21 protein-coding genes are annotated in these 21,128 nt (G+C 49.7%); 11 read left to right on the forward strand and 10 right to left on the reverse strand.

Annotated features, from left to right (window positions below; translation table 11 throughout):
• The first annotated feature begins 40 nt into the window (after nucleotides 1-40).
• The 9 genes from rpsB to EBA_RS09610 all read left to right on the forward strand — a co-directional run bounded on the left by rpsB (nucleotide 41) and on the right by EBA_RS09610 (nucleotide 8,194).
• Nucleotides 41-784, forward strand: a complete 744-nt coding sequence (gene rpsB / locus EBA_RS09570; protein ID WP_192374518.1) for a 30S ribosomal protein S2 — start codon at nucleotides 41-43, stop codon at nucleotides 782-784.
• Nucleotides 785-905: 121 nt separating this feature from the next.
• Complete coding sequence (gene tsf, locus EBA_RS09575) at nucleotides 906-1,784, forward strand: translation elongation factor Ts (protein ID WP_192374519.1); 879 nt, start codon at nucleotides 906-908, stop codon at nucleotides 1,782-1,784.
• 84 nt (nucleotides 1,785-1,868) lie between these two features.
• Complete coding sequence (gene pyrH, locus EBA_RS09580) at nucleotides 1,869-2,588, forward strand: UMP kinase (protein ID WP_192374520.1); 720 nt, start codon at nucleotides 1,869-1,871, stop codon at nucleotides 2,586-2,588.
• A gap of 4 nt (nucleotides 2,589-2,592) precedes the next feature.
• Nucleotides 2,593-3,150, forward strand: a complete 558-nt coding sequence (gene frr / locus EBA_RS09585) for a ribosome recycling factor (protein WP_020481855.1) — start codon at nucleotides 2,593-2,595, stop codon at nucleotides 3,148-3,150.
• 12 nt (nucleotides 3,151-3,162) lie between these two features.
• On the forward strand, nucleotides 3,163-3,927 hold the full coding sequence (locus tag EBA_RS09590) for an isoprenyl transferase (RefSeq protein ID WP_192374521.1): 765 nt from the start codon (nucleotides 3,163-3,165) through the stop codon (nucleotides 3,925-3,927).
• Nucleotides 3,928-3,965: 38 nt separating this feature from the next.
• Entirely contained in the window at nucleotides 3,966-4,871 is a 906-nt protein-coding gene (locus EBA_RS09595; protein ID WP_192374522.1) for a phosphatidate cytidylyltransferase, read from the forward strand.
• A complete protein-coding gene (ispC, locus tag EBA_RS09600; RefSeq protein ID WP_192374523.1) occupies nucleotides 4,868-6,052 on the forward strand; it encodes a 1-deoxy-D-xylulose-5-phosphate reductoisomerase in 1,185 nt (394 codons plus the stop codon). Before EBA_RS09595 ends, ispC begins: the two co-directional genes overlap by 4 nt.
• Before the next feature lie 3 nt (nucleotides 6,053-6,055).
• On the forward strand, nucleotides 6,056-7,420 hold the full coding sequence (rseP, locus tag EBA_RS09605) for an RIP metalloprotease RseP (protein WP_192374524.1): 1,365 nt from the start codon (nucleotides 6,056-6,058) through the stop codon (nucleotides 7,418-7,420).
• A 63-nt stretch (nucleotides 7,421-7,483) separates the two neighbouring features.
• Entirely contained in the window at nucleotides 7,484-8,194 is a 711-nt protein-coding gene (locus EBA_RS09610; RefSeq protein WP_192374525.1) for a DsbC family protein, read from the forward strand.
• A gap of 53 nt (nucleotides 8,195-8,247) precedes the next feature.
• On the opposite strand, the gene EBA_RS09615 is transcribed toward EBA_RS09610, so the two are convergent.
• The 4 genes from EBA_RS09615 to mutS all read right to left on the reverse strand — a co-directional run bounded on the left by EBA_RS09615 (nucleotide 8,248) and on the right by mutS (nucleotide 14,574).
• On the reverse strand, nucleotides 8,248-8,838 hold the full coding sequence (locus EBA_RS09615) for an OmpA family protein (RefSeq protein ID WP_192374526.1): 591 nt from the start codon (nucleotides 8,836-8,838) through the stop codon (nucleotides 8,248-8,250).
• 14 nt (nucleotides 8,839-8,852) lie between these two features.
• Complete coding sequence (locus tag EBA_RS09620) at nucleotides 8,853-9,299, reverse strand: FecR family protein (protein ID WP_225616067.1); 447 nt, start codon at nucleotides 9,297-9,299, stop codon at nucleotides 8,853-8,855.
• 256 nt (nucleotides 9,300-9,555) lie between these two features.
• The gene (locus EBA_RS09625) at nucleotides 9,556-11,823 is read right to left on the reverse strand and encodes a CHASE2 domain-containing protein (protein WP_192374527.1); all 2,268 of its coding nucleotides are present in this window, start codon (nucleotides 11,821-11,823) and stop codon (nucleotides 9,556-9,558) included.
• 150 nt (nucleotides 11,824-11,973) lie between these two features.
• Nucleotides 11,974-14,574 carry a DNA mismatch repair protein MutS gene (gene mutS / locus EBA_RS09630; protein WP_225616069.1) on the reverse strand — a complete coding sequence of 867 codons (2,601 nt, stop codon included), beginning with the start codon at nucleotides 14,572-14,574 and terminating at the stop codon, nucleotides 11,974-11,976.
• A 154-nt stretch (nucleotides 14,575-14,728) separates the two neighbouring features.
• Here mutS and EBA_RS09635 point away from each other — a divergent pair, with 154 nt between their 5' ends.
• Nucleotides 14,729-15,217 (forward strand): Arm DNA-binding domain-containing protein, encoded by a 489-nt coding sequence (locus EBA_RS09635; RefSeq protein WP_324615347.1) that lies wholly within the window; start codon nucleotides 14,729-14,731, stop codon nucleotides 15,215-15,217.
• A 326-nt stretch (nucleotides 15,218-15,543) separates the two neighbouring features.
• Here the strand turns inward: EBA_RS09635 and EBA_RS09640 are convergent, their stop codons facing one another.
• The 5 genes from EBA_RS09640 to EBA_RS09660 all read right to left on the reverse strand — a co-directional run bounded on the left by EBA_RS09640 (nucleotide 15,544) and on the right by EBA_RS09660 (nucleotide 18,980).
• Nucleotides 15,544-16,545, reverse strand: a complete 1,002-nt coding sequence (locus tag EBA_RS09640; RefSeq protein WP_192374528.1) for a YqaJ viral recombinase family nuclease — start codon at nucleotides 16,543-16,545, stop codon at nucleotides 15,544-15,546.
• Nucleotides 16,542-16,877, reverse strand: a complete 336-nt coding sequence (locus tag EBA_RS09645; RefSeq protein WP_192374529.1) for a hypothetical protein — start codon at nucleotides 16,875-16,877, stop codon at nucleotides 16,542-16,544. Before EBA_RS09645 ends, EBA_RS09640 begins: the two co-directional genes overlap by 4 nt.
• 205 nt (nucleotides 16,878-17,082) lie before the next feature.
• Entirely contained in the window at nucleotides 17,083-18,021 is a 939-nt protein-coding gene (gene bet / locus EBA_RS09650; protein WP_225616073.1) for a phage recombination protein Bet, read from the reverse strand.
• A gap of 144 nt (nucleotides 18,022-18,165) precedes the next feature.
• A complete protein-coding gene (gene ssb / locus EBA_RS09655) occupies nucleotides 18,166-18,723 on the reverse strand; it encodes a single-stranded DNA-binding protein (protein WP_407663542.1) in 558 nt (185 codons plus the stop codon).
• 8 nt (nucleotides 18,724-18,731) lie between these two features.
• On the reverse strand, nucleotides 18,732-18,980 hold the full coding sequence (locus EBA_RS09660; RefSeq protein WP_192374530.1) for a hypothetical protein: 249 nt from the start codon (nucleotides 18,978-18,980) through the stop codon (nucleotides 18,732-18,734).
• 29 nt (nucleotides 18,981-19,009) lie between these two features.
• Between EBA_RS09660 and EBA_RS09665 the strand changes: the two genes are divergently transcribed.
• Entirely contained in the window at nucleotides 19,010-19,669 is a 660-nt protein-coding gene (locus tag EBA_RS09665; protein ID WP_192374531.1) for a hypothetical protein, read from the forward strand.
• Between the two features lie 242 nt (nucleotides 19,670-19,911).
• On the opposite strand, the gene EBA_RS09670 is transcribed toward EBA_RS09665, so the two are convergent.
• Nucleotides 19,912-21,126, reverse strand: a complete 1,215-nt coding sequence (locus tag EBA_RS09670) for an N-6 DNA methylase (RefSeq protein WP_192374532.1) — start codon at nucleotides 21,124-21,126, stop codon at nucleotides 19,912-19,914.
• Between the last annotated feature and the right edge of the window lie 2 nt (nucleotides 21,127-21,128).

The raw sequence follows: 21,128 nt of genomic DNA on the forward strand, positions 1-21,128 counted from the left end.
AACCCAACGCCGAATTATTCGGCAATATTAGGAGAAGTAAATGGCAGCAGTGTCAATGCGTCAAATGCTGGAAGCGGGTGTTCACTTTGGACATCAAACCCGTTACTGGAACCCAAAAATGGCTTCATACTTGTTTGGAGCTCGTAACAAAATTCATATCATCGACTTGGAACAAACGCTTCCACTGTTCAATGATGCGATGAACTATCTCGGCCAAATGACCGCTAACAAAGGTACGATTCTGTTCGTCGGTACCAAAAAAGCGGCACGCAAGGTAGTAGCTGAAGAAGCAAAACGTTGCGGCATGCCCTACGTCAACCATCGTTGGTTGGGCGGCATGTTGACCAACTTCAAAACTATTAAAAAATCCATCAACCGCTTGAAAGAACTCGAAGCGATGAAAGCCGATGGCACTTTGTATCAACGTTTCAGCAAAAAAGAAGCTTTGGGCATGGAGCGCGAACTGGAAAAGCTTGAGCGCAGTCTGGGCGGTATCAAAGACATGCGCGGCACACCCGACGCAATCTTCGTTCTGGACGTAGGTTATGAAAAAAATGCCATTATGGAAGCCAAAAAATTGGGTATTCCGGTGGTGGGTATTGTGGATTCAAACAATTCACCTGAAAAAATCGATTACGTAATCCCTGGTAACGACGATTCTATCCGTGCAGTGACTTTGTATTGCCAAAGCGCTTCAGCCTCCGTGCTGGAAGCGAAAGCATTGCGCATGGATGCTTCAGCCAAAGCCGACGATTTTGTAGAAGAAGTCGTAGCGGAAGCGTAAGTTTTAAACGCGCTCGGCCGATAGGGTTGAGCGCCGCTGAATCCGGTATTCAGAACAGACTGTCTTTTAAACGCCTCCTTTGTGAGGCGTTTTTTTAGTTAATAAAATTTGAGGAAAAAACATGAGTATTAGTGCGGCGATGGTCAAGGAATTGCGTGAGCGTACCAGCTCAGGCATGATGGAGTGCAAAAAAGCCCTGGTCGAAGCCAATGGCGACATGGAACTGGCCATTGAGAATATGCGTAAATCAGGCCTGGCAAAGGCAGATAAAAAATCCGGCCGGATTGCTGCGGAAGGCGTGATTGGCGTAAAAGTTTCCGATGACGCGAAAACCGTCGTCATGGTTGATGTTAACTGCGAGACCGATTTTGTGGCTAAAGGCGATGATTTTATTGGTTTTGCCAATGATGTCGTCAACAGTTTGCTTACCCACGATGTCAATAGCGAGGAAGAATTGCAAGCAATGTCATTGAGCACCGGAATCAGCCTTGATGATACCCGCCGTGCTTTGATTGCTAAAATTGGCGAAAACATTACTGTGCGTCGCTTCGTTAAATACACTACCGCTGAAGGCGGCCAAGCAGCTTATCTGCATGGCAGTAAAATTGGCGTTATCGTCGAATTGACTAAAAACGATCCTGTTTTGGGCAAAGATGTAGCGATGCATGTTGCCGCCTCTAAGCCAGAATATGTGTCGGATGATCAAGTATCGGCCGATGTGATTGCCAAGGAAAAAGAGATTTTCGCCGCGCAAGCATTGGAAAGCGGTAAACCTGCCGAGATCGTTGAAAAAATGATTGGCGGACGGATCAATAAATTCCTGGCAGAAGTGACTTTGTTGGGTCAGCCTTTCATCAAGGACGACAGCGTTACTGTCGGTAAATTGCTGACATCCAAAGGCAACGGTGTAGTCCGTTTTGCTCGTTTCGAAGTCGGCGAAGGCATCGAGAAAAAAGAAGAAGATTTTGCTGCGGAAGTTATGGCGCAAGTCAGAGGCTAAAACGCCTTGGAATAAACCCGGTTTGCCGGGTTTATTTAACTCAACTCCTTGCTTTTAACCTATGTTTACGGTGGATATTTGATTATGAGTCAATTGATTTGTCAGAGAATTTTACTTAAATTGAGCGGCGAAGCACTGGCGAGCGAGCGGGGCGGCAGTATTGATCCCGATATAGTCCAACGCTTGGCTCAGGAAGTGAAAGACTTGTGCGATGCAGGTATCCAAGTTGGCTTGGTAATCGGTGGCGGCAATATTTTGCGCGGCGGCGAAAAAGCATCGGAAGGCCTGAATCGGGTCACCGGTGATCAAATGGGCATGTTGGCAACTGTCATTAATGCGCTGGCTATGCAGGATGCTCTGGAATATCTCGGGCAGCCGGTTCGCGTCATGACCGCCCTGAAAATCAATCAGGTGTGCGAAGACTATATTCGCAGACGCGCGGTCAGGCATCTTGAAAAAGGTAGAGTGGCTATTTTCGCGGCCGGTACCGGCAATCCGTTTTTTACTACCGATACCGCTGCCAGTTTGCGGGCAATCGAGATTGACGCGGAGTTGATGATCAAGGCAACGAAAGTCAAAGGCGTTTATTCGGCGGATCCAAATAAAGTGGCTGACGCCGTCTTTTATCCGCGCCTGACCTATGACGAAGCCATCGATCAGCGTTTGAATGTAATGGACACCACAGCCTTGGTCTTGTGCCGGGATAACAACCTACCCATGCGGGTAATGAATGTATTTGAGGCGGGAGCGATTATGCGCTTGATGCACGGTGAAGATATAGGCTCCCTAATCGAGAGGAATTAACAGAATGATCAGCGATATTCAACAAGATGCTGCCAGCCGTATGGTAAAAAGCATCGAGTCCTTGCAAAAAGCATTTACCAAAATAAGAACCGGGCGCGCGCACCCCAGTTTGCTGGATCAAATCAGCGTGACTTATTACGGCAACGAATCGCCTTTATCGCAAGTTGCCAACGTTTCCGTCGAGGATGCTCGTACCCTAAAAGTCGTACCTTGGGAAAAGAGCATGATCCAGGCCATCGAAAAGGCCATTATGTCTTCCGGTTTGGGCTTAAATCCCGCTACGCAAGGCACCGTAATCAGGTTGCCTTTACCGGCATTGACCGAAGAACGTCGCCGTGATTTGGTTAAAATCGTCAAAAACGAAGCGGAACAAGGTCGGGTGGCGATTCGTAATATTCGCCGTGACGCCAATGCCGCTATCAAGGACGCTTTAAAAGAGAAATTAATTTCGGAGGACGATGCGCGTCAGGCCGAAGAAAAGATCCAAAAGCTCACCGATCAATACATCAAGGAAGTAGAAAAGCATCTCGAAGAAAAAGAAGCCGATTTACTTTCCATGTAATCGAGAGGTGAGATGACTGTTGTTGACAACGATAAGCCGGCGATAAATAACGGCAACCCACGGCATATTGCCATCATCATGGATGGCAACGGCCGCTGGGCGCAAAAACGCTTGATGCCCAGGGTGATGGGACATTATGCCGGCGTCAAGGCGGTCAGGAAGATCGTCGAATATTGTGCCAAGCAGAACATTGAGGTGTTGTCGCTATTCGCTTTTAGCAGCGAAAACTGGCGAAGGCCGCAGGACGAAGTCAGTTTGTTGATGGAACTATTCATGAACACGCTGCAATCCGAGGTCGATAAGCTCGACAAAAACAACATCAGACTGAAAATCATCGGCGATAAAAGCGCGTTTCCAGAAAAACTGCGGGAAAAAATCGCTACCGCCGAAGCGCAAACCGCACAAAACGCTGGATTAACCTTGCTGATCGCCGCCAATTACGGCGGCCGTTGGGATATTACCCAAGCCTTGCGGCAGATAGTTGCCGGGGTAAAGTCGGGCGAAATCGACGAACAAGCCATTTCAGAACAACTCGTCAATCAGTATCTGGTGACCGCAGACTTGCCCGAGCCTGATTTGTTTATTCGTTCGGGCGGCGAGGAACGCATCAGTAATTTTCTACTTTGGCAACTGGCTTATACGGAATTTTATTTTACCGATGCGCTATGGCCGGATTTTGATCAGCTGGCATTGGAAAAAGCTATCGGTAGCTTCAAGGGCCGGCAAAGGCGTTTCGGACATACTGGCGAACAAGTCATCGACAACAGAGTTCTCTAGGGATTTTTCTATAACCATAATAATTAAAAATCAAACACATGTTATTAAAACGCATCTTAACCGCGCTAGTGCTGGCTGCCGTGGTCGTCACAGCAGTTTTGCTACTGCCAACCCTTTATTTTTCATTATTTATTGCCGTCGTCACCTTGATAGCCGCCTTTGAATGGATGGCCTTGACCGATGTAAATACGCTGACTCGGAAAATACTGTTCGTACTGTTTCTGATCGTGCCAATGCTGGGTGTCACCTATTGGACGGTATTGCTGGAGCTGCTAAGCGAGGCGATGGAATGGCCGGAAATCAAAGACTATTCGGATGCTTTGGAATGGTTTGTGATCGCTCCCGTGCTGTTCTGGGTGTTGATAATGGTTTTGCTCAGAAAAGCCGGCCCGCAAATGTTAAGCATCGAATTTAAATCGCGGCTCAAAACTTTTAGCGGTTGGTTGGTATTGCTCTCGGCCTGGATGTTTCTCAGCAAATTAAGAGCGTACTACGGCCCGGGGATGGTGTTGTATTTCTTGATATTGATTTGGGCGGCCGACATTTCGGCATTTTTTGCCGGTAAAAAATGGGGCAAAGACAAGTTGGCACCGGAAATCAGCCCCGGTAAAACCGTGCAAGGCATGTACGGTGCATTGGTTTCCGCGCTAATCTGCTCAATAGGTTTAAGGGTGTATTATGGTTTTGATGCTTTTCAAGGCGAGCAACCCGAGTTAGCGGTCTTGATGACTATCGATTTGGCGATCCTGTCGATATTAACCGTGCTGATCTCTATATACGGTGATTTGTTTTTTAGTCTGATCAAACGCAAAAAAGGCGTTAAGGATAGCGGGACATTGCTGCCAGGACATGGCGGTATTCTGGATCGAGTCGATAGCATTATCGCTGCGGCACCGTTTTTTTACGCCGGTATCATTCTAATTGGACGGAGCGTATTTGCATGAAAGGTATTTGCATCCTTGGCGCCACCGGCTCGATTGGTGTCAGCACGCTAGACGTAGTTGCCCGCCATCCCGATCAATACAAAGTGGTAGCTTTAACCGCCAATGGTAATATCGCGACATTGTACGAACAATGTTTGGCACACCGTCCGGAATATGCGGTGGTCGCCAATCCGGATAATGCCCAAGCGTTCAAGGATAAAATCGCCGATTCGCCTATTGCCGGTATGACAGTATTAGCCGGTGCCGAAGCCTTGACTCAAGTCGCCACCTTGGACAATGTTGATGCGGTAATGGCCGCTATCGTCGGCGCAGCCGGCTTATTGCCAACCTTGGCAGCAGCGAAAGCGGGTAAAACGGTATTGCTGGCCAACAAGGAAGCCTTGGTCATGTCCGGGCAAATTTTTATGCAAGCGGTCGCCGAGAACGGCGCTACGCTGTTACCGATCGACAGTGAACATAACGCGATATTTCAATGCATGCCGGCCGGTTATACCACCGGACATACCGCCAAACAGGCCCGACGCATTTTATTGACCGCATCCGGAGGGCCGTTTCGGCAAACGCCGATAGCCGATTTGGATACGGTAACTCCCGAACAAGCAGTAGCGCATCCGAAATGGGATATGGGCCGGAAAATTTCGGTTGATTCCGCGACGATGATGAACAAAGGTTTGGAGTTGATCGAAGCTTGTCTGCTGTTCAATATGGATCCGGATGCAATACAAGTAGTGATCCATCCGCAAAGCATCATTCATTCCATGGTTGATTATGTCGATGGCTCCGTGTTGGCGCAAATGGGCAACCCTGACATGCGTACGCCGATCGCTTACGCTATGGCTTGGCCGGAGCGTTTCGATTCCGGCGTGGCGCCGCTGAATATTTTCGAAGTCAAACATATGGATTTCGAACAGCCCGATTTGCAGCGTTTTCCGTGTTTGAGACTGGCCTACGAAGCTATAAAAGCCGGCGGCATTATGCCGACTGTTTTAAATGCTGCCAATGAGGTTGCCGTGGAAGCCTTTTTGAACGAGCAGGTGCGTTTTACCGATATTGCGCGCATCATAGAACGGAGCATGGCGGAATTTAAAGCCGATTGTGCCGATACGCTCGAACATGTCCTGACAGCCGACCAGCAGGCCAGGGATGTTGCGAATGCGGTGATCGCCGAACTCAAACACTAGTTTATGGATACTTTGCACACCTTGTTTTATTTCATCGTCGCCATCGCAGTGCTGGTGGCGTTTCATGAATACGGCCATTTTTGGGCGGCACGCAAGGTTGGCGTTAAAGTAATTCGTTTTTCCATCGGTTTTGGCAAGCCCTTAATTACTTGGCAAAAAAGCCCTAACGATACCGAATTCGTCTTGGCTGCAATTCCGTTAGGTGGCTATGTCAAAATGGTCGACGAGCGCGAAGAAGCGGTTAAAACGGAAGATTTGCCGTATGCCTTTAACAGGCAACCGTTGTTAGCCAGAACCACAGTAGTCGCGGCGGGGCCGATTGCTAACTTATTGCTAGCCGTGTTTTTGTTTTGGCTAGTTCTGGTAATCGGTGAAGTGGGGGTTAAACCTGTAGTCGGTGGCGTCGAAGCGGGATCTCTGGCTGAGCAAGCTGGTTTTGTGAGTGGCGACGAAATACTCAGTATCGATGAGACGGTCACGCCTACCTGGATAGAAGCCCTGGATACCTTGTTGACCTTGGCGATTGACGGTAAAACAGAGATCAGTGTCCTCACTAAAGCTATTGACGACAGCCAACAAGTACGCCTGATTCATCTAACGGAACAAGACGTGCAAACCCCGGAAATTCTGCACAAGCGTTTAGGATTGAAGCCCTGGGTGCCGACTATCAAGCCGATTATTGGCAAACTGCTTGACGATGGTGTCGCCAAACAAGCCGGTTTACACAGCGGGGATTTAATCCTCAGCGCCGACGGCACAGCAATTACCGATTGGCAACAATGGGTTGATTATGTTCAGGCCCGGCCTGATGTCGAAATTAAGTTATTGCTGGAGCGTAGCGGTGCGCAATTGCCATTGAGCATTACGCCGCGTAGCGAAATGCAAGGTGAAGGCAAGGCAGTTGGCAAAATCGGTGCTGGCGTTGATGCGCCGAAAGACTTGATGGACGCCATGATGATCACCCACGCCTTATCACCATTGGATGCTTTGCCGGTTGCGGGTAAACGCGTCTGGTTTTATGCAGTGACTACGTTGAAAATGATGGGAAAAATGGTGGTAGGTTCCGCTTCGGTCGAGAACCTGAGCGGCCCGATCAGCATTGCCCAATATGCCGGTCAGTCTGCCGAGATGGGTTTGACGGCATTTTTGAAATTTCTGGGCTTGGTTAGCGTCAGCCTTGGCGTATTGAATTTATTGCCGGTACCGGTGCTGGACGGTGGTCATTTACTATTTTTTGCGGTCGAGGCCATTAAAGGCAGTCCGCTTCCAGAGCGAGTACAGCTGTACTTTCAACAAGCCGGCATGCTGCTATTGATGTTGCTGATGGGCTTGGCGATGTTTCTTGATATTGGCAGATTATTTCAATAGCGCTGAACAAAACAACGGCGTCGTGGTCAACCGCATTCTTTCTAAATCTTTCCTGGTAAGCGCATGAAAAAAATCACACATATTCTGGCTTTGACGCTATTGGCTTTGACTAGTCCAGCGCTATTTGCCGACGAAGCCGCCATTAAAAAAGCATTGAGCGAGTTTATGCCAGGAGGACAGGTCGATTCTGTCAAGCCGTCCGAAATTCAAGGTTTGTATGAAGTGAGCATGGGTGGCAATATTTTCTATGCATCTGAAGATGGCAAATATTTGTTGCAAGGGCAGTTATTCGATGCCCAAGCAAAGAAAAATATCACCGAAACCAAGCTGGCTAGCGTGCGTAAAGCCTCGTTGGATAAAGTCGGCGAACAAAAGATGATCATCTTCAAACCTGAAGCCAGCAAATATATGGTGTCTATCTTTACCGACATCGATTGCGGCTATTGCCGTAAGCTGCATTCGGAAATCGATCAATACATGGCGCAGGGCATCACGATACGCTACATGTTTTTCCCTAGAGCCGGCAAGGGCTCGGATTCCTACAAAAAGGCCGTTTCCGTCTGGTGTGCCGCTGACAAAAATAGAGCTTTAACTGCCGCGAAGAAAGGCGAGAATCTGGATGCAAAAACCTGTGAAAACCCAGTGGACGAACACATGGCCCTAGGCGAAGCATTTGGAATGAACGGCACACCGATGATAGTCACGCAAAAAGGTAATATCCTGCCGGGCTATGTGCCAGCTGCGCAATTGGCAAAAGTTCTCGCCAGCGAATAAAAGAATACGCAACAAAACCGCCAGCGTCCGAGCCGGCGGTTTTGGTTAGAAAACTATCGAATCGTCACTTCTACCCGACGGTTTCTCGGCTCGGATGTTTCATCGCCGGTCTTAATCAATAAATTCTTTTCGCCGTGCGATGTAACGGCGATTTCCTTCACATCCAGTTTGCTTGGGTCGAACAAGCGACTAACCTGCACCGCGCGCTCGTTAGCCAATTTTTCGTTTTTGCCCGCATCGCCCACGGTATCGGTGTGACCGATCACAGAAATATCGGCGGCTGGGTGTTTGCCAGCGGTTTCTATGATTTTAGGGATCAGGGCTGCTGATTCGGCGGTTAGCTTGGTGCCACCAGTCTCAAAATATAATAAAAATATCTCCGGCGACACGGGTTCGGAGGCCAAGGCTCTGCCAAAATCTTTATTGATCTTTTCTTGTTCGACTTTGAATACGGTTTTGGAATTGTCCAGTGCCGCGCCATAGCCGGCCTGTTCAACCACTGTTTCACTGCCAGCGTCGCTGAAAATCACTTTCCCGGTCGAGCCGTCGTGATCCTCCAGCAATACTAAATAGGACTTGGCACAACCGGATAATGCCAGCGCAATAGCGAATGTTAGGGTTTTGGGTAGGGATATTGTCATCATGGCAAATACTCGGCTTATTCTTCAATCTTGACTAAAAAACGCGTGCCTCTCACCGCAATCACGCCGGTAGGGGTTTTTACCGTTACCGCTTCAGGCTTGAGTTTGGCGATGACGCCGGAAATATAGTGCAACGTGCCTGTCAACAAGTTGGCATTTAATTGCAACTTATCCTGTTGTGGTTCGAATTGATACGCCTCGATCTTTAATTCGGTATTTGGGCCGATAGACAAAATAGTATTGTCTTTTAGAGTTAGCCCGGCAGCGCCGTTTTTGTCGGTTTTGATGACGTTGCCTATGCGTATCGGCGAACCAAGACTGGCTTTTATCGGGCCGGTGCTCTCGTCAATAGTCGTTTGGTCGGTGATGGTTTTGATGTAACCGATAACTGATTCATCGGCTGATACTTCACTCGATATGCAAAGGGCTAGTCCCATGCCCCAACAGGCGAAAAGATGTTTCATAATGGCCTCGATAAGCAGTGTTTAGGGAAATCAACAGCCGCGACTCAGAAGCGGTATTGAAATGTAGCGTATAAGTATAGATAGAGTTTGCGCGTTGTCTGAAACTATGACTTGTTTGGATTTTGGGTTTGTTTAGGATTTGATAGCAACCAGCATAGTAAACTAAATGCCTAGTTTGCGTTAGTATCCGGCGCCGGCATGGATTGCCGGATACGATAAGTTAGGGTCGCGGCTGCATCCCACATACTAATGGGGCTTAATGGTAATGGATCGGCAATTCCACCCAAAACGTACTGCCTATGCCGGGCGTACTGCTTAGGCCTACATTGCCGTGCATCAATTCGGCCAGTTGTTTGGTAATTGCCAGTCCGATGCCGGTGCCTTCTATATCGGTATTGTCCGCGCCCAGGCGTTGAAACGATTGGAATAACAATTGTTGTTCCTGCTCTGCCAGACCATTCCCGGTATCGGTAATGGAAATCCTAACCCTGTTATTGCCTACCTGCCTGCTGCTGAGGCTGATAGAGCCGTTAGGGCGGTTATATTTCACCGCGTTGGAAAGAAAATTTAATAAAATTTGTTTTGCGCGTTTCGGATCTGCTTTTAGCTCGACGTCCTCAGGCAAAGGATTGTCGACGATTAGTTCCAGGCCCTTGTTGTTCACCATGGGTGCAATCAGGGTTTGGCAATCCTTTATCATTTCAACCAAGTTAATGCTGTCGATATTGACGCTAATTTTGCCGGATTCGATTTTGGCCAGATCCAATAGCTCGTTTATTAGGCCGAGTAAGTGCAGACCGGCCTTGAGTATTTCATTGACTGAGTCCAGGTGAGTGTCGGCCAGAGGATGTTCCGGATCGTCCATTTGCATCAACTGCGCAAAGCCAATGATGGCATTCAACGGTGTGCGTAATTCGTGGCTCATTTGCGATAAAAACTGGCTTTTGGCCAAGCTAACTTGTTCGGTCCGGTTAATTAATTCTCGCATCACAGATTGTTCTTCGGCTTTTTGCAGCAGCATTTTCGCCATAATCATTCGCTCGCCAATGTCGTTGATCGTCAATACTGTGCCTATCAGCATGCCACGGCGGCCGATCAACGGGGCGATAGTCAGGTTGGCGTTCATGACATATTGGTCGGAAATGGATAGGCGGCTATTGTTGAATTTCAACGGTCCCTGACTGTTGACGCTTTGTTTGATCAATTCACCCATTTTATGGGGTTTACCGTCCATTTCCACGCTAAAAATATCGTCGATATTTTGGCTGGCAGTCTTCGGCTGTTTGCTGCCGACGAGATCCAGAGCGGCCGCATTCATATACTCGATGACGCCCTTGCTGTCGGTGGCTATTACGCCATCGACGATGGCATTTAAGGTGATATAAGCGCGCTTTCGCTCCGCGAATAAGGATTGAATCAGTTTTTCAAAATGCCGCCAGCTGCGTAGCGGGTAGCTCACTAGCACCACGGCTAAGGAAGCGGCGGGCGCAAACCAATAATGGCTGGCGTACAGTAACGCCAAACTGAACAGTAAAATAGCTATGGACAGTATGGATACAGCTAAGGCTAGCCAGCGCAGTGAAAAAAAAGTGCTGATTTTGATAGCGATACCGGCTATTGCCAGGCTTAATAGAAATTGCCAATGGCCCGGCAACGGCTGCCAAAGAGTTTGCTTTATCAGGCCATCCAAGCCTGCAGCGACGAAGTCCACGCCGTTCATGGGCTTATCACCGACGGCTAACGGTCCTGGCAACTCACGTTCTATCCCGCTGGCGGTCAAGCCGACCAGTACGTATTTGTGGCTAAAAAACTGTCCAGGTACGGCACCGGACAACACGTCTAAATAAGACACCCGAGCGAAATCGGTGTTGGGGTTGAAGAACGGCAACCACACACGGTAATCGCCTTGTATACCGTCTTGCAGCGTTTCGGTACGTAAGCCGGGTAAATCAGTTAATATTTCCGGGTGGAGTAATGCAAATATAGCTAGCGGCATTGCCGGCCACTGCGAGTTACCCAAAGCAAGTTGCAATAAAACGCTTCTACTAATTCCGTCCTTATCCAAGTCAACGTTGGCATGCCCCAATACCGCGTGTTTGGCAAACTCCGGCAAGGGCTGCGTTACGACTATATTATTGCCATTGTGTTCCACAATAACCGGTAGTATTACCTGATTGTTGCTTTCTAGCGCATGGCTTAAGCGTGCGTCCAACTCCGGATGCTGCCGGTCGGCTTCGGAAAAAACAAAGTCCAAGGCAATGGCATTGGGTTTCATCGGTGCCAGAGTCTCCAGCAAACGGGCGTGAATATCTCTAGGCCAGGGCCAGCGTCCTAGTTTTTGTAGGCTTTTTTGATCGACTTCGATAATGACAATTTCTTTTGAAGCCGGGGTAGCGAGCAGCTTTAGTTGGACATCATAGATCCAGCGATCAAATCGCCATAGCGCGTCCGTACTGCTTAAGCTGATCGTGAACACTACCAGCAGCATAACAATCAATGGTTTTTCAAAGTGGCGTGTCGCCATGGAATTTACTGTGTTAGGTAGGGAAGCTTTGGAAAGTATACTAGTTGCAATCGCAATTAGTTAATATAAAACAAGGTTTTCCGCACTGAATTGGCTGCTGGGGCAAGCTAAATTGTTTGCGTTCCGCGTCGGGCTGGGATCATATTCCTATCAACGCTTGTTAGCTTTTAATAGCGCTTTCAAACGATACAAGGCGTCCAATGCTTGCCGTGGACTCAAATGATCGGGATCGAGTTCCTCAAGTAACACCACAGCCGGATGGCATTCCTGACTGGTGAATAAGTCGAATTGGTTGATTTCGCTATGATTCTGCAGCTCGATATAGGCGGTGTTTTCGAGTTGTGCCAGCTTGTTTTTGGCGTTGGCAATTACGCTCTGTGGCACGCCGGCCAGCGCCGCCACTTGCAAACCGTAGCTTTGACTAGCCGGGCCATCCTTCACCGCGTGTAAAAATACGATCTTGTCGCCGTGCTCCATAGCGTCCAAATGAATGTTGTGGATATTGCTCTGTTCTTCGGCCAGTGTGGTTAATTCAAAATAATGGGTAGCAAATAGCGTAAAAGCCTGGGTGTGGCGGGCCAGATAATCGGCGCAGGCCCAGGCTAGCGACAAGCCGTCGAAGGTGCTAGTGCCGCGGCCGATTTCGTCCATCAAAATCAGGCTGTTGCTGGTGGCGTTATGCAGAATGTTGGCGGTTTCCGACATTTCCACCATAAAAGTCGAGCGGCCGCTGGCCAAATCGTCGGAGGCGCCGATGCGGGTGAATATCTTGTCTATCGGCCCGCAACGCAGTGCTTGCGCAGGAACATAAGAGCCGATGTGAGCCATCAGCACGATCAATGCCGCTTGGCGCATATAGGTCGATTTACCGCCCATGTTTGGGCCGGTGATGACCAGCATGCGCCGCTCGGCCGAGAAATTGAGATCATTGGCGACGAAGGGAATACTGGAGAGCGCTTCCACCACCAGATGCCGGCCGCCGACGATGGCTATGCCCGGCTGTTGATCCAATGTCGGCTGAGACAGGTTTAAGGTTTCGGCGCGTTCGGCGAAATTTACCAACACATCCAGTTCAGCCAGGGCGTTGGCGCAATGTTGCAAGTCAAGCAAGGCGTCGCCTAGTGTATCCAGCAATTGGTCGTATAAGGCTTTCTCGAAACTTAAAGATTTTTCCCTAGCGCTTAGCACCTTGTCTTCGAAGGATTTAAGTTCCGGGGTGATGTAACGCTCAGCACCTTTCAGGGTTTGTTTGCGGGTGTAATGCTCCGGCACCTTGTCGGCTTGGGCGTTGGAAATCTCGATGTAATAACCGTGTACCCGGTTGTAATTCACTTTCAGTGTGGCGATACCGGTGCTGGCTCGTTCGCGCTGTTCCATGTCGATCAAAAACTGATCGGCGTTCTGGCTGAGATTACGTAGTTCGTCCAGCTCCGGGTGATAGCCGGGGGCGATGACACCGCCGTCGCGAATCAACACAGGCGGATTGTCGACGATGGCGCGTTGCAGCAGGGCCAGCAATTCCGGCTGTTCCCGTAATTGTGTACGCAGGCTGTCCAGATGCGGATTTTCGCTATCCGCGAGTTGGCATTGCAGTTGCGGCAACACCGCCAAGGTGTGGCGCAGCACCAGCAGATCGCGCGGCCGCGCGGATTTCAAGGCGATGCGCGAACTAATCCGCTCTATATCGCCAACCTGACGCAGGCTGACTTGTAGATCTGCATATAACTGATTTGCCGATAGGCTGGCGATGCAGGCATAACGGCCATTCACAACGGCATGATCGCGCAAGGGTCGATGTATCCAGCGCCGCAGACAGCGGCTGCCCATCGCCGTGGCGGTCTTGTCCAGCACACCCAGCAAGGTGTATTGCAGCTGGCCGCTGGGGTGGCTGTCCAGCTCCAGATTGCGGCGGCTAGCAGCGTCCAGACTGATGCTATCGTCGCAGTGCTCGACGCGGATGCCTTGAATATGGGGCAGGGCGCTTTGTTGAGTGTCGCGCAGGTATTGCAATAAACAACCGGCCGCGCAAATTGCTGCGGGTAAATGCTCGCAGCCATAGCCTTTTAAGTCGTGGCTGTTGAACTGCTTTAAAATCAACAGCCGGCAACTATCCAAGTCAAAATGCCAGGGCGGCCGTTTGCATAAGCCGCGGCGTTCTTTGATGGCGGACGGTAGTTTAATGTCCTCGCTATACAGCAGCTCTGCCGGATTCAATCGTTCGATTTCGCTCAGCAGCTGGGTTTCGTTATCCAATTGTTGGAGCGTGAATTTACCACTCCCCAAATCCAGGCAGGCCAGTCCGAAAAACTTGTCGAATACTGCCAACGCCACCAGCAGATTATCCTTACGATCTTCCAGCAAGGCCTCGTCGGTGACCGTCCCCGGCGTGACGATACGCATCACTTTGCGTTCCACGGGTCCCTTGGATTTGGCCGGATCGCCGATCTGCTCGCATATCGCAATCGATTCGCCTTGTTTTAATAAACGGGCGATATAGTTTTCGGCGGCGTGATAAGGAATGCCGGCCATCGGAATCGGCTGGCCACCGGAATGGCCGCGCGCGGTCAAAGTGATGTCGAGCAATTGTGCGGCCTTCTTGGCATCGTCGAAAAACAACTCGTAAAAATCGCCCATCCGATAAAAAAGCAGCGTATCCGGTTGGCCGGATTTGATGCGGAAATATTGCTGCATCATCGGGGTGTGTTGCATTTTCTCGTCTTGCTTGGTGCCTTGTATTTTCTGGTTATTCATTTGTAAGTATATGATGAATAAGGAATATTATTTTATTTTATGTTGAGTATAACATTATCGACACTCATCGTAACTTACCTGCACTTTACCTTTTAGTATAGGTTTTTTCAGGTTATGCTCGCGCCATCATTCGCTTCAAAAAACCTATACCAAAATGCAATTTGACGCCCGTACCGCTAAAGCTTTGCTACCTGGACAGCATATGGCTTTTAATGATTACCCTGGACTGCGTTTGTCTGCGATGGCAAAGGTGAGAACCTGGTTTTATCGATATAGAAGCAGTGTTGATGGACGCCTTCGGCAGGTATCGATCGGTCATTGGCCGTCTATGTCATTTCCATCGGCTATTGTCGCCTGGGAGGCTTTGAAAAACCAGCGTGATTCTGGCAGGGATCCTGTATTAGAAGCCAAGCAAGCGAAATTAGAGGCAAAAGCCTTAACGTTAAAACAAGAGGTGGCAAATTCTGAAAACGCTTATACAGTACGCGCGCTGTGCGATGAATATTTAGCCGGACATGTTTGCCGTCATAGAGCCCCAAAAGGCTCAGCTGAAATTACAAGGATGTTTAACACGATGCTAGGGGATATGGCGGATTTATGGGCAATGTTTAACCAACCGTGCAAGGTTTTCCAAAAGTCGTGATTCATAGTGACCTCCTTCAATGAATAAAAGGGGTCACCGAGTCCCGCAAAGGTGATGAACCCCAACGGGACAAACAAAAAACACCAGGCTTGACGCACCTGGCACATGAGCAAAATACTCATGCCGCTTGATAACGGAACGCCGGTCGAAACCGGATTCGGGATTCCACGAAGGGAATGCCTGAACGATGCGGGTTTTGGGTTGGACTTTTTTGAAAGCCCAGCCTAAAACCAACATGTCGGCACCGAATGCATACGCCTATTCATCAAGCGACATCCTGCAACCTTTAAGGGGTTACAGAATGTCGTGAAACGAACCATCAAAATTCAAAACCAAAAGTCCACGCCCGCCAGGTCTTTCAAGGCTTGGGCATCGACCGGCACCTCGGCATGTTTACCGTCATCGTCCCGGCAGGTCACGTGGACACGCGTAGCCGACGGTTTTCGATAGACTTCCAGCGCCGACGCCGGAGCATCCGGTTGCAAGGCTTGAAGAGCGGCCTTGTAATCGATGGCGCCCTGGCTTTGAAAACGGCTGATCCGCAACCCGGAATGCTCCGCCGCCACGTAATCACCCATTAATGCCACCAAAGTGTCTTCAATGCGCGACTGCTCATCCTCCAACTGGTTGATTTGGCTTTTCAGGTCCAGGATGGTCAACGCTCGTTGCCGATAGGTTGCCGCCAGTTGTTGCCATTGGAGCTCCACCTCGCCGTGCGGCATGTACAAATCGCGTTCGGGATCCTTAGGCGGTTCCTTTTTCGATTTGACCGCCGACCAAAAATCCATCGCGGTATCGACCAGCTCGGTGAGAAAGGTCTCATCGCGCTGAATCTCGAACTCCACGTCCTGGCCTTGGTGATAGAAAAACAAAAAGCCGCGTTGAGCTTCAGCGACCAGCAATTGCTGTTGCACCTGGCACCAATACAACTGATAGGCTGCCGAGACTTCCCGATTCAACAGCACATCCAGAAACGTGGTCTCGTGCGGACACTTGATTTTCACGGGTTTATTCGCTTCGGACAAGCCGTCGAACGAGGCACGCATCAAGGGATAGCGTTCCGACTCGCCGCACAGCGGCAATAACATCAGATCGTGTTTATCCTCGAAGCGTTGCAAAGCTTCCGGCTCTTGCTGGATGCCAGCTCGGATCAACGGGTTGTTGTCCAGGCTGGCTTCCAAAACCAGGCCGATTTTCTCGGCCCAGAGACGCCACGGGGTTTTGTATGGCGAACGGTTCATGACGATGGCTGCTTCGCTGGCACTGACGCCTTGTAAGCGCCACTGCCGCCAGGTATCGGAACGTTGCGAAACGTCGATGACCTTCATTGCGAAAAGCCGATCAACTGCACCTGACAACCAAATCGCACCGTCTCAATGCCAAGCTTCTGCAACTGGGTCTGGCAGCGCCGGGCCCAATAGCCATCCCCGAACAGCAACAGCAGTTCGTCTTGCGCCGGCAGACACACGCCGCCAAAACTTTCGGCTAATGTCGTCAGTTCCGGTTGGCCCAAGGGCTGCGGATCGGGTTCGCTGGGCTGGGGTCGCCACAGGCGTTCCAGAAAGCCCCGGCCGTGACGGCGTAATACCGTGGGTGAATCGTAACGTTGCCAGTCGGTATGACAGGGCACGCGGTTCAATGATTGATCGTTTGTGTTCATGATCTCTCCTGATAAATGAAGAGCGTCATGTCCGACCCCGTGGGCGAAACATGACGCCCTCGTGGGTGGTTAGGGAATTTTGGGTGGCCGCGTATTAGGCGGCGTTACCCAAGGTTTGACGGGCCTGATTCATGGCCATGTCTTTCGCGGACAAGGGTGGCATGCCGCCACTATCGGTCTGGCTCAAGGTTGGTGTTCCCCTGGGTTAGACTTGCGATACCTTATCCAGCTCGGCCAAAGCAAACGTCAGATCGATACCTTTGAACTTCTGATGGGCATAGTCGTAGGCCGCTTTCCAGGCGCCTGCCGCCGCAGTCCGTCTAACCAACTCTGCGACCGCTTTTTGCACCTTGGGATGGATTTGCGACAGGTCGATCACGTGCGGTGTAGGCTCGGATGCCCCGGTAAACCGAACATCATCATGGCCAACATCGGTTTTCCAAGGCGTCGCCTCGCCATCGATCACCGAATCGTCGACAATATCGTCGAGCGTTTTGCCATCCATTTCCTCGGCCGCGTAACCGCATTCCTCCGGAAAGGCTGCACGCAAGGAGGCCGCTTTACCGCATTTGGCCAACTGACCTTTCGGTCGTTTGATCCACATAGCGGTCGGCACTTGCGAGTTTTTACCGCCGGCCGTGCTATAAGCCTCCTGCCAGTAGACTTCCTCGGTAAAGGCGCAGCGTTTGCCGCCGACGATCCGGTACACGGTGACCGCCACCCATTCGGGAAAAGTCACGGTGACACTGGATTCCTGCCATTGCTCGTTGTCGTCCTTGTAGCGCCCGGTAAAGGTTTTGGTGATGTCCGGGCCCCAAACGGGTCTGTCCATGCCAGCCCAAACGCCGGTCCGCGACGCGGTCGTCTGGATTTCCGTGATGGACGGCCAAACGGTTTCGACATTGCGGCCTAAAGCGGCACTCCACATCGGCACGATATGCACCGGCTTTTTGAAGATGTCGAGTTTGCGGGCTTTGCAATAATCCAGCGCCATCAGAATGGCTTCCGGGGTTTTGGCGGTTGGAAAAGTGACTTCCGTCAGCACTTTCCAGGACTGTTCTGACAGGCCGTAGCTTTGTTGCACAACAGCCGGCATTGGCAGGTCACGGGTTTTGGGTAAGGTATTGCGGTTGTTTTGGCTCATGGTGGGTCTCCTTCAATAAAAAAAAGGGAACGCCATTGCCCGCCGGGGAATGGAATTCCCCTTGGGGTTGAAATACTGAAGCCTGAAAAGGATCGGCGGTGTAAACGTTAAATCCACGAACGCCAATAATCGGCGCGCTGCGGCTTAATGCATAGGCATATCGCTGTAGTCGTCATCCCAATCGGCATCCTCGGGCGCTGTTGGGGATGATGACGAACTGTTGGCGGTTGCTGCTGCGTTAGGGCGATCCAGCATCTGCAATTCAAAGGCGGTGATTTCGGTACGGTATCGCTTGTCATTCGCTTGACCCCATTGCTGGGTACGCAATCGGCCTTCGATGTAGATCTGGCTGCCTTTATGTAAATACTGCTCGGCGGTATCGGCGAGTTTTTTGAAAAACACCACCCGATGCCATTCAGTTCGCTCCTGTTTGCCGTTTTTGGGATCGTTCCAGACTTCGCTGGTTGCCAAGCGAACGGCGACAACTTTGCCGCCGTTATTGGGCATATAGCGAACATCCGGATCGGCGCCAAGCCGGCCCAGCAAGATGACTTTGTTCACGCCGCGATTGGCCATGATGACATTCCTCCTGTCGGCCGCGCCCGACTCAACGATAACAATACCCAACGGCGCGGCGCTGGGTATGCCGGCACGCCGAACCCCTGCTGGGAATCGATGCGCCCGGCAGGGTAAAACAATCAATAGTCACATCAGGCTTGACGCACCTGACACGCCGATGGAAAACCACCGTCGCCGCTTAAAAACGGAACGCCGACCGAAGCCGGATCAAGGCAGTCATGAAAGACCAGCCGAGAAAGTCTGGGAAGAAGCGAAAGGCCGATGGCCAACCGATTCCGTTGGCGGGTATTGAAGCAGAATATTTTTGGCGAGCTTTTGCAGCTGACACCGAATTCGCCATCAGCTGCGGAAAGGCTAAAAAGAATCTGGCTTACGATCATGAACCATTCGTCCACATCAGGAAACGGTCATGTCCGAAACAGCTCCACAGCCCAAATCAGCCCCGCGCCGTGCCATCAGTCGGCCGATATTTGAACGTACGTTTAGCATCAACAGCGAACAAGCCATCCGGGTCATTCGTAATAGCTATCATCGGCTGATGGTGTCCTTGTATGCGATCGACGTGATCTTGCGCATCATCGGCCGGGAGGAAACCGTCGATGAAATCGAAAGCCTCGTCAGTCAGATGATTGCTGAATGCGCGGAGCAACTGCAGCAGGAGAAACTACGGCTGGAAAAACTCAAGGCCGACAACGGCATCAGCGAAACGCCGACCTACACGCACCCCAGGGAGTTTGTGGCCAAGATTGCTTCGCCGCAGATTGCGCAATTCGTCGAGTTGATTCGTCTGCTCGATCAGTTGATGATCGTGATGGATACCTTGTGGCTGTGCCAGGTCATCTCCAACAAACATTGCATTGCCGCGCGCCTAGAGTGGCAGCAGCGCTTGCAGCGACTAGCCAATAAAATTGTGACGATGGAAAGGCATGCGCATCAGGCGGCGTATGAGCAAGGGCATGGGGAAGAGGTGCGATTGGCTAGGTTAGACTCCGGACTGCAAGTAGAGCCAGAAACAGTTACCGAAGTGGGTATTTTTGTTGATGAAGTTGATTCATCTCAAAAAAACTGATTCGGCCGTTTCAAAATAACCGCCAAATCTTAAAAGTTTGTTTGAATGTTAAATTATCTAATAAGAGTATTTAACAGATTGTTGATTTTCAATATTTGGCTAGTTAATTTGTCAATATTTAGTGGCAATACTTGCGAAACATCGCAATATATAGTCAATTTTTCTGCCCCGCCAACGTCCATGTAATTGATTTTCAACAGCCTGTTTAAGTTGAATTGCATAGCTAAGAAAATAGTACGTTTCTATATTTCTAACCCAAGTAAAGCATCTTTTGTAATAAATTTTGCACCAACACCGTGGGAAATTGCCGAAACAGCCTCACTTCCCTGTGGACTTGTAAGAAATCTAAAAGTTTTTTGGCGCCAATTTTGGGTAATTCGAAGTACAAAAATACAATCGGTTACAGCCACGTATCCATTAGAAACTAGACAAATCTTTTCTTCTAAATTCCGACCAACGCGAGCTATCAATATATCACCTTGATGAGCCATTTTATCTTTCGATAAATTAATAGGAACTTCTTTTAATAGAAATTTTTTCGGTACTTCAGATGAGTTGTGATCGAAATCTGTGCTGTGAAAAACAGGGAAATTTAATTCTTTACGAATTGCAGACGAGTAAATTCCTCGGGTAACAAGTTCAGTAATATTTCGAATTGCGATTCTGTCATATTGATAATTAATTCGGTTATTTATTCTCAGAAATGAATAATCTAGCCGAATACCTGCTTGGTCCGGTGAGATATATATTGGATCAGTTAGGTCGCTGTTAATTTCCAGTCGCTGAATTTGTGTGACTGTGGATGGGACTTCTTGCTTAGACAAAACTACAATATGAGCCTTGGCGTCTGTTTTGGAAAACACGCCACGAGGGAGTTCGATAACACGTTCAAGCCTGTGCGCGAGGGTCAGGTTTTGGCGGAGTTTTACGTAACGATCTCCGGCAATAAGGCCATCCGGTAGTATAAGACCAAGTTTGCCGCCCTTTCTGAGAAAACGAAGGTTTTGCGCAAGAAAAAGAACGTCGGCATGTATACAACTAAGTTTTGGGATCACAGCACTCAAACCGGCATCTTCGAGAATTTCACCAAAGGTTTGACGCCATTTCGGTCGAATGTACGGAGGATTACAAAGACCCGAGTCAACAGTACCCAAAGGTACTCCAATTTTCTCGGATAGACCAAGTTCCAATGCATCGCCCGTGTAGTGAGTGAAATTTGAATATTTAAATTGATGGAATAGAGAACTCACTTCATCATCTATATCAACAGTGACAAATTTTGTGATATTCCAATGACGACTAGCCTCGCCTACCAGGGATCCATTTCCAGTACCAAGATCAATTGCAATCCTGGGGTTTTTCATTCCCATTGAATTAACTAATACGCGAGCAACTTCTGAATTAGTATAGTATCGTCCAAATCGGTCCGAGGTCTTTGAAGAATTTGATAATTTCATTT

Source organism: Methylomonas albis (genome assembly GCF_014850955.1).
Taxonomy (GTDB): Bacteria; Pseudomonadota; Gammaproteobacteria; order Methylococcales; family Methylomonadaceae; genus Methylomonas; species Methylomonas albis.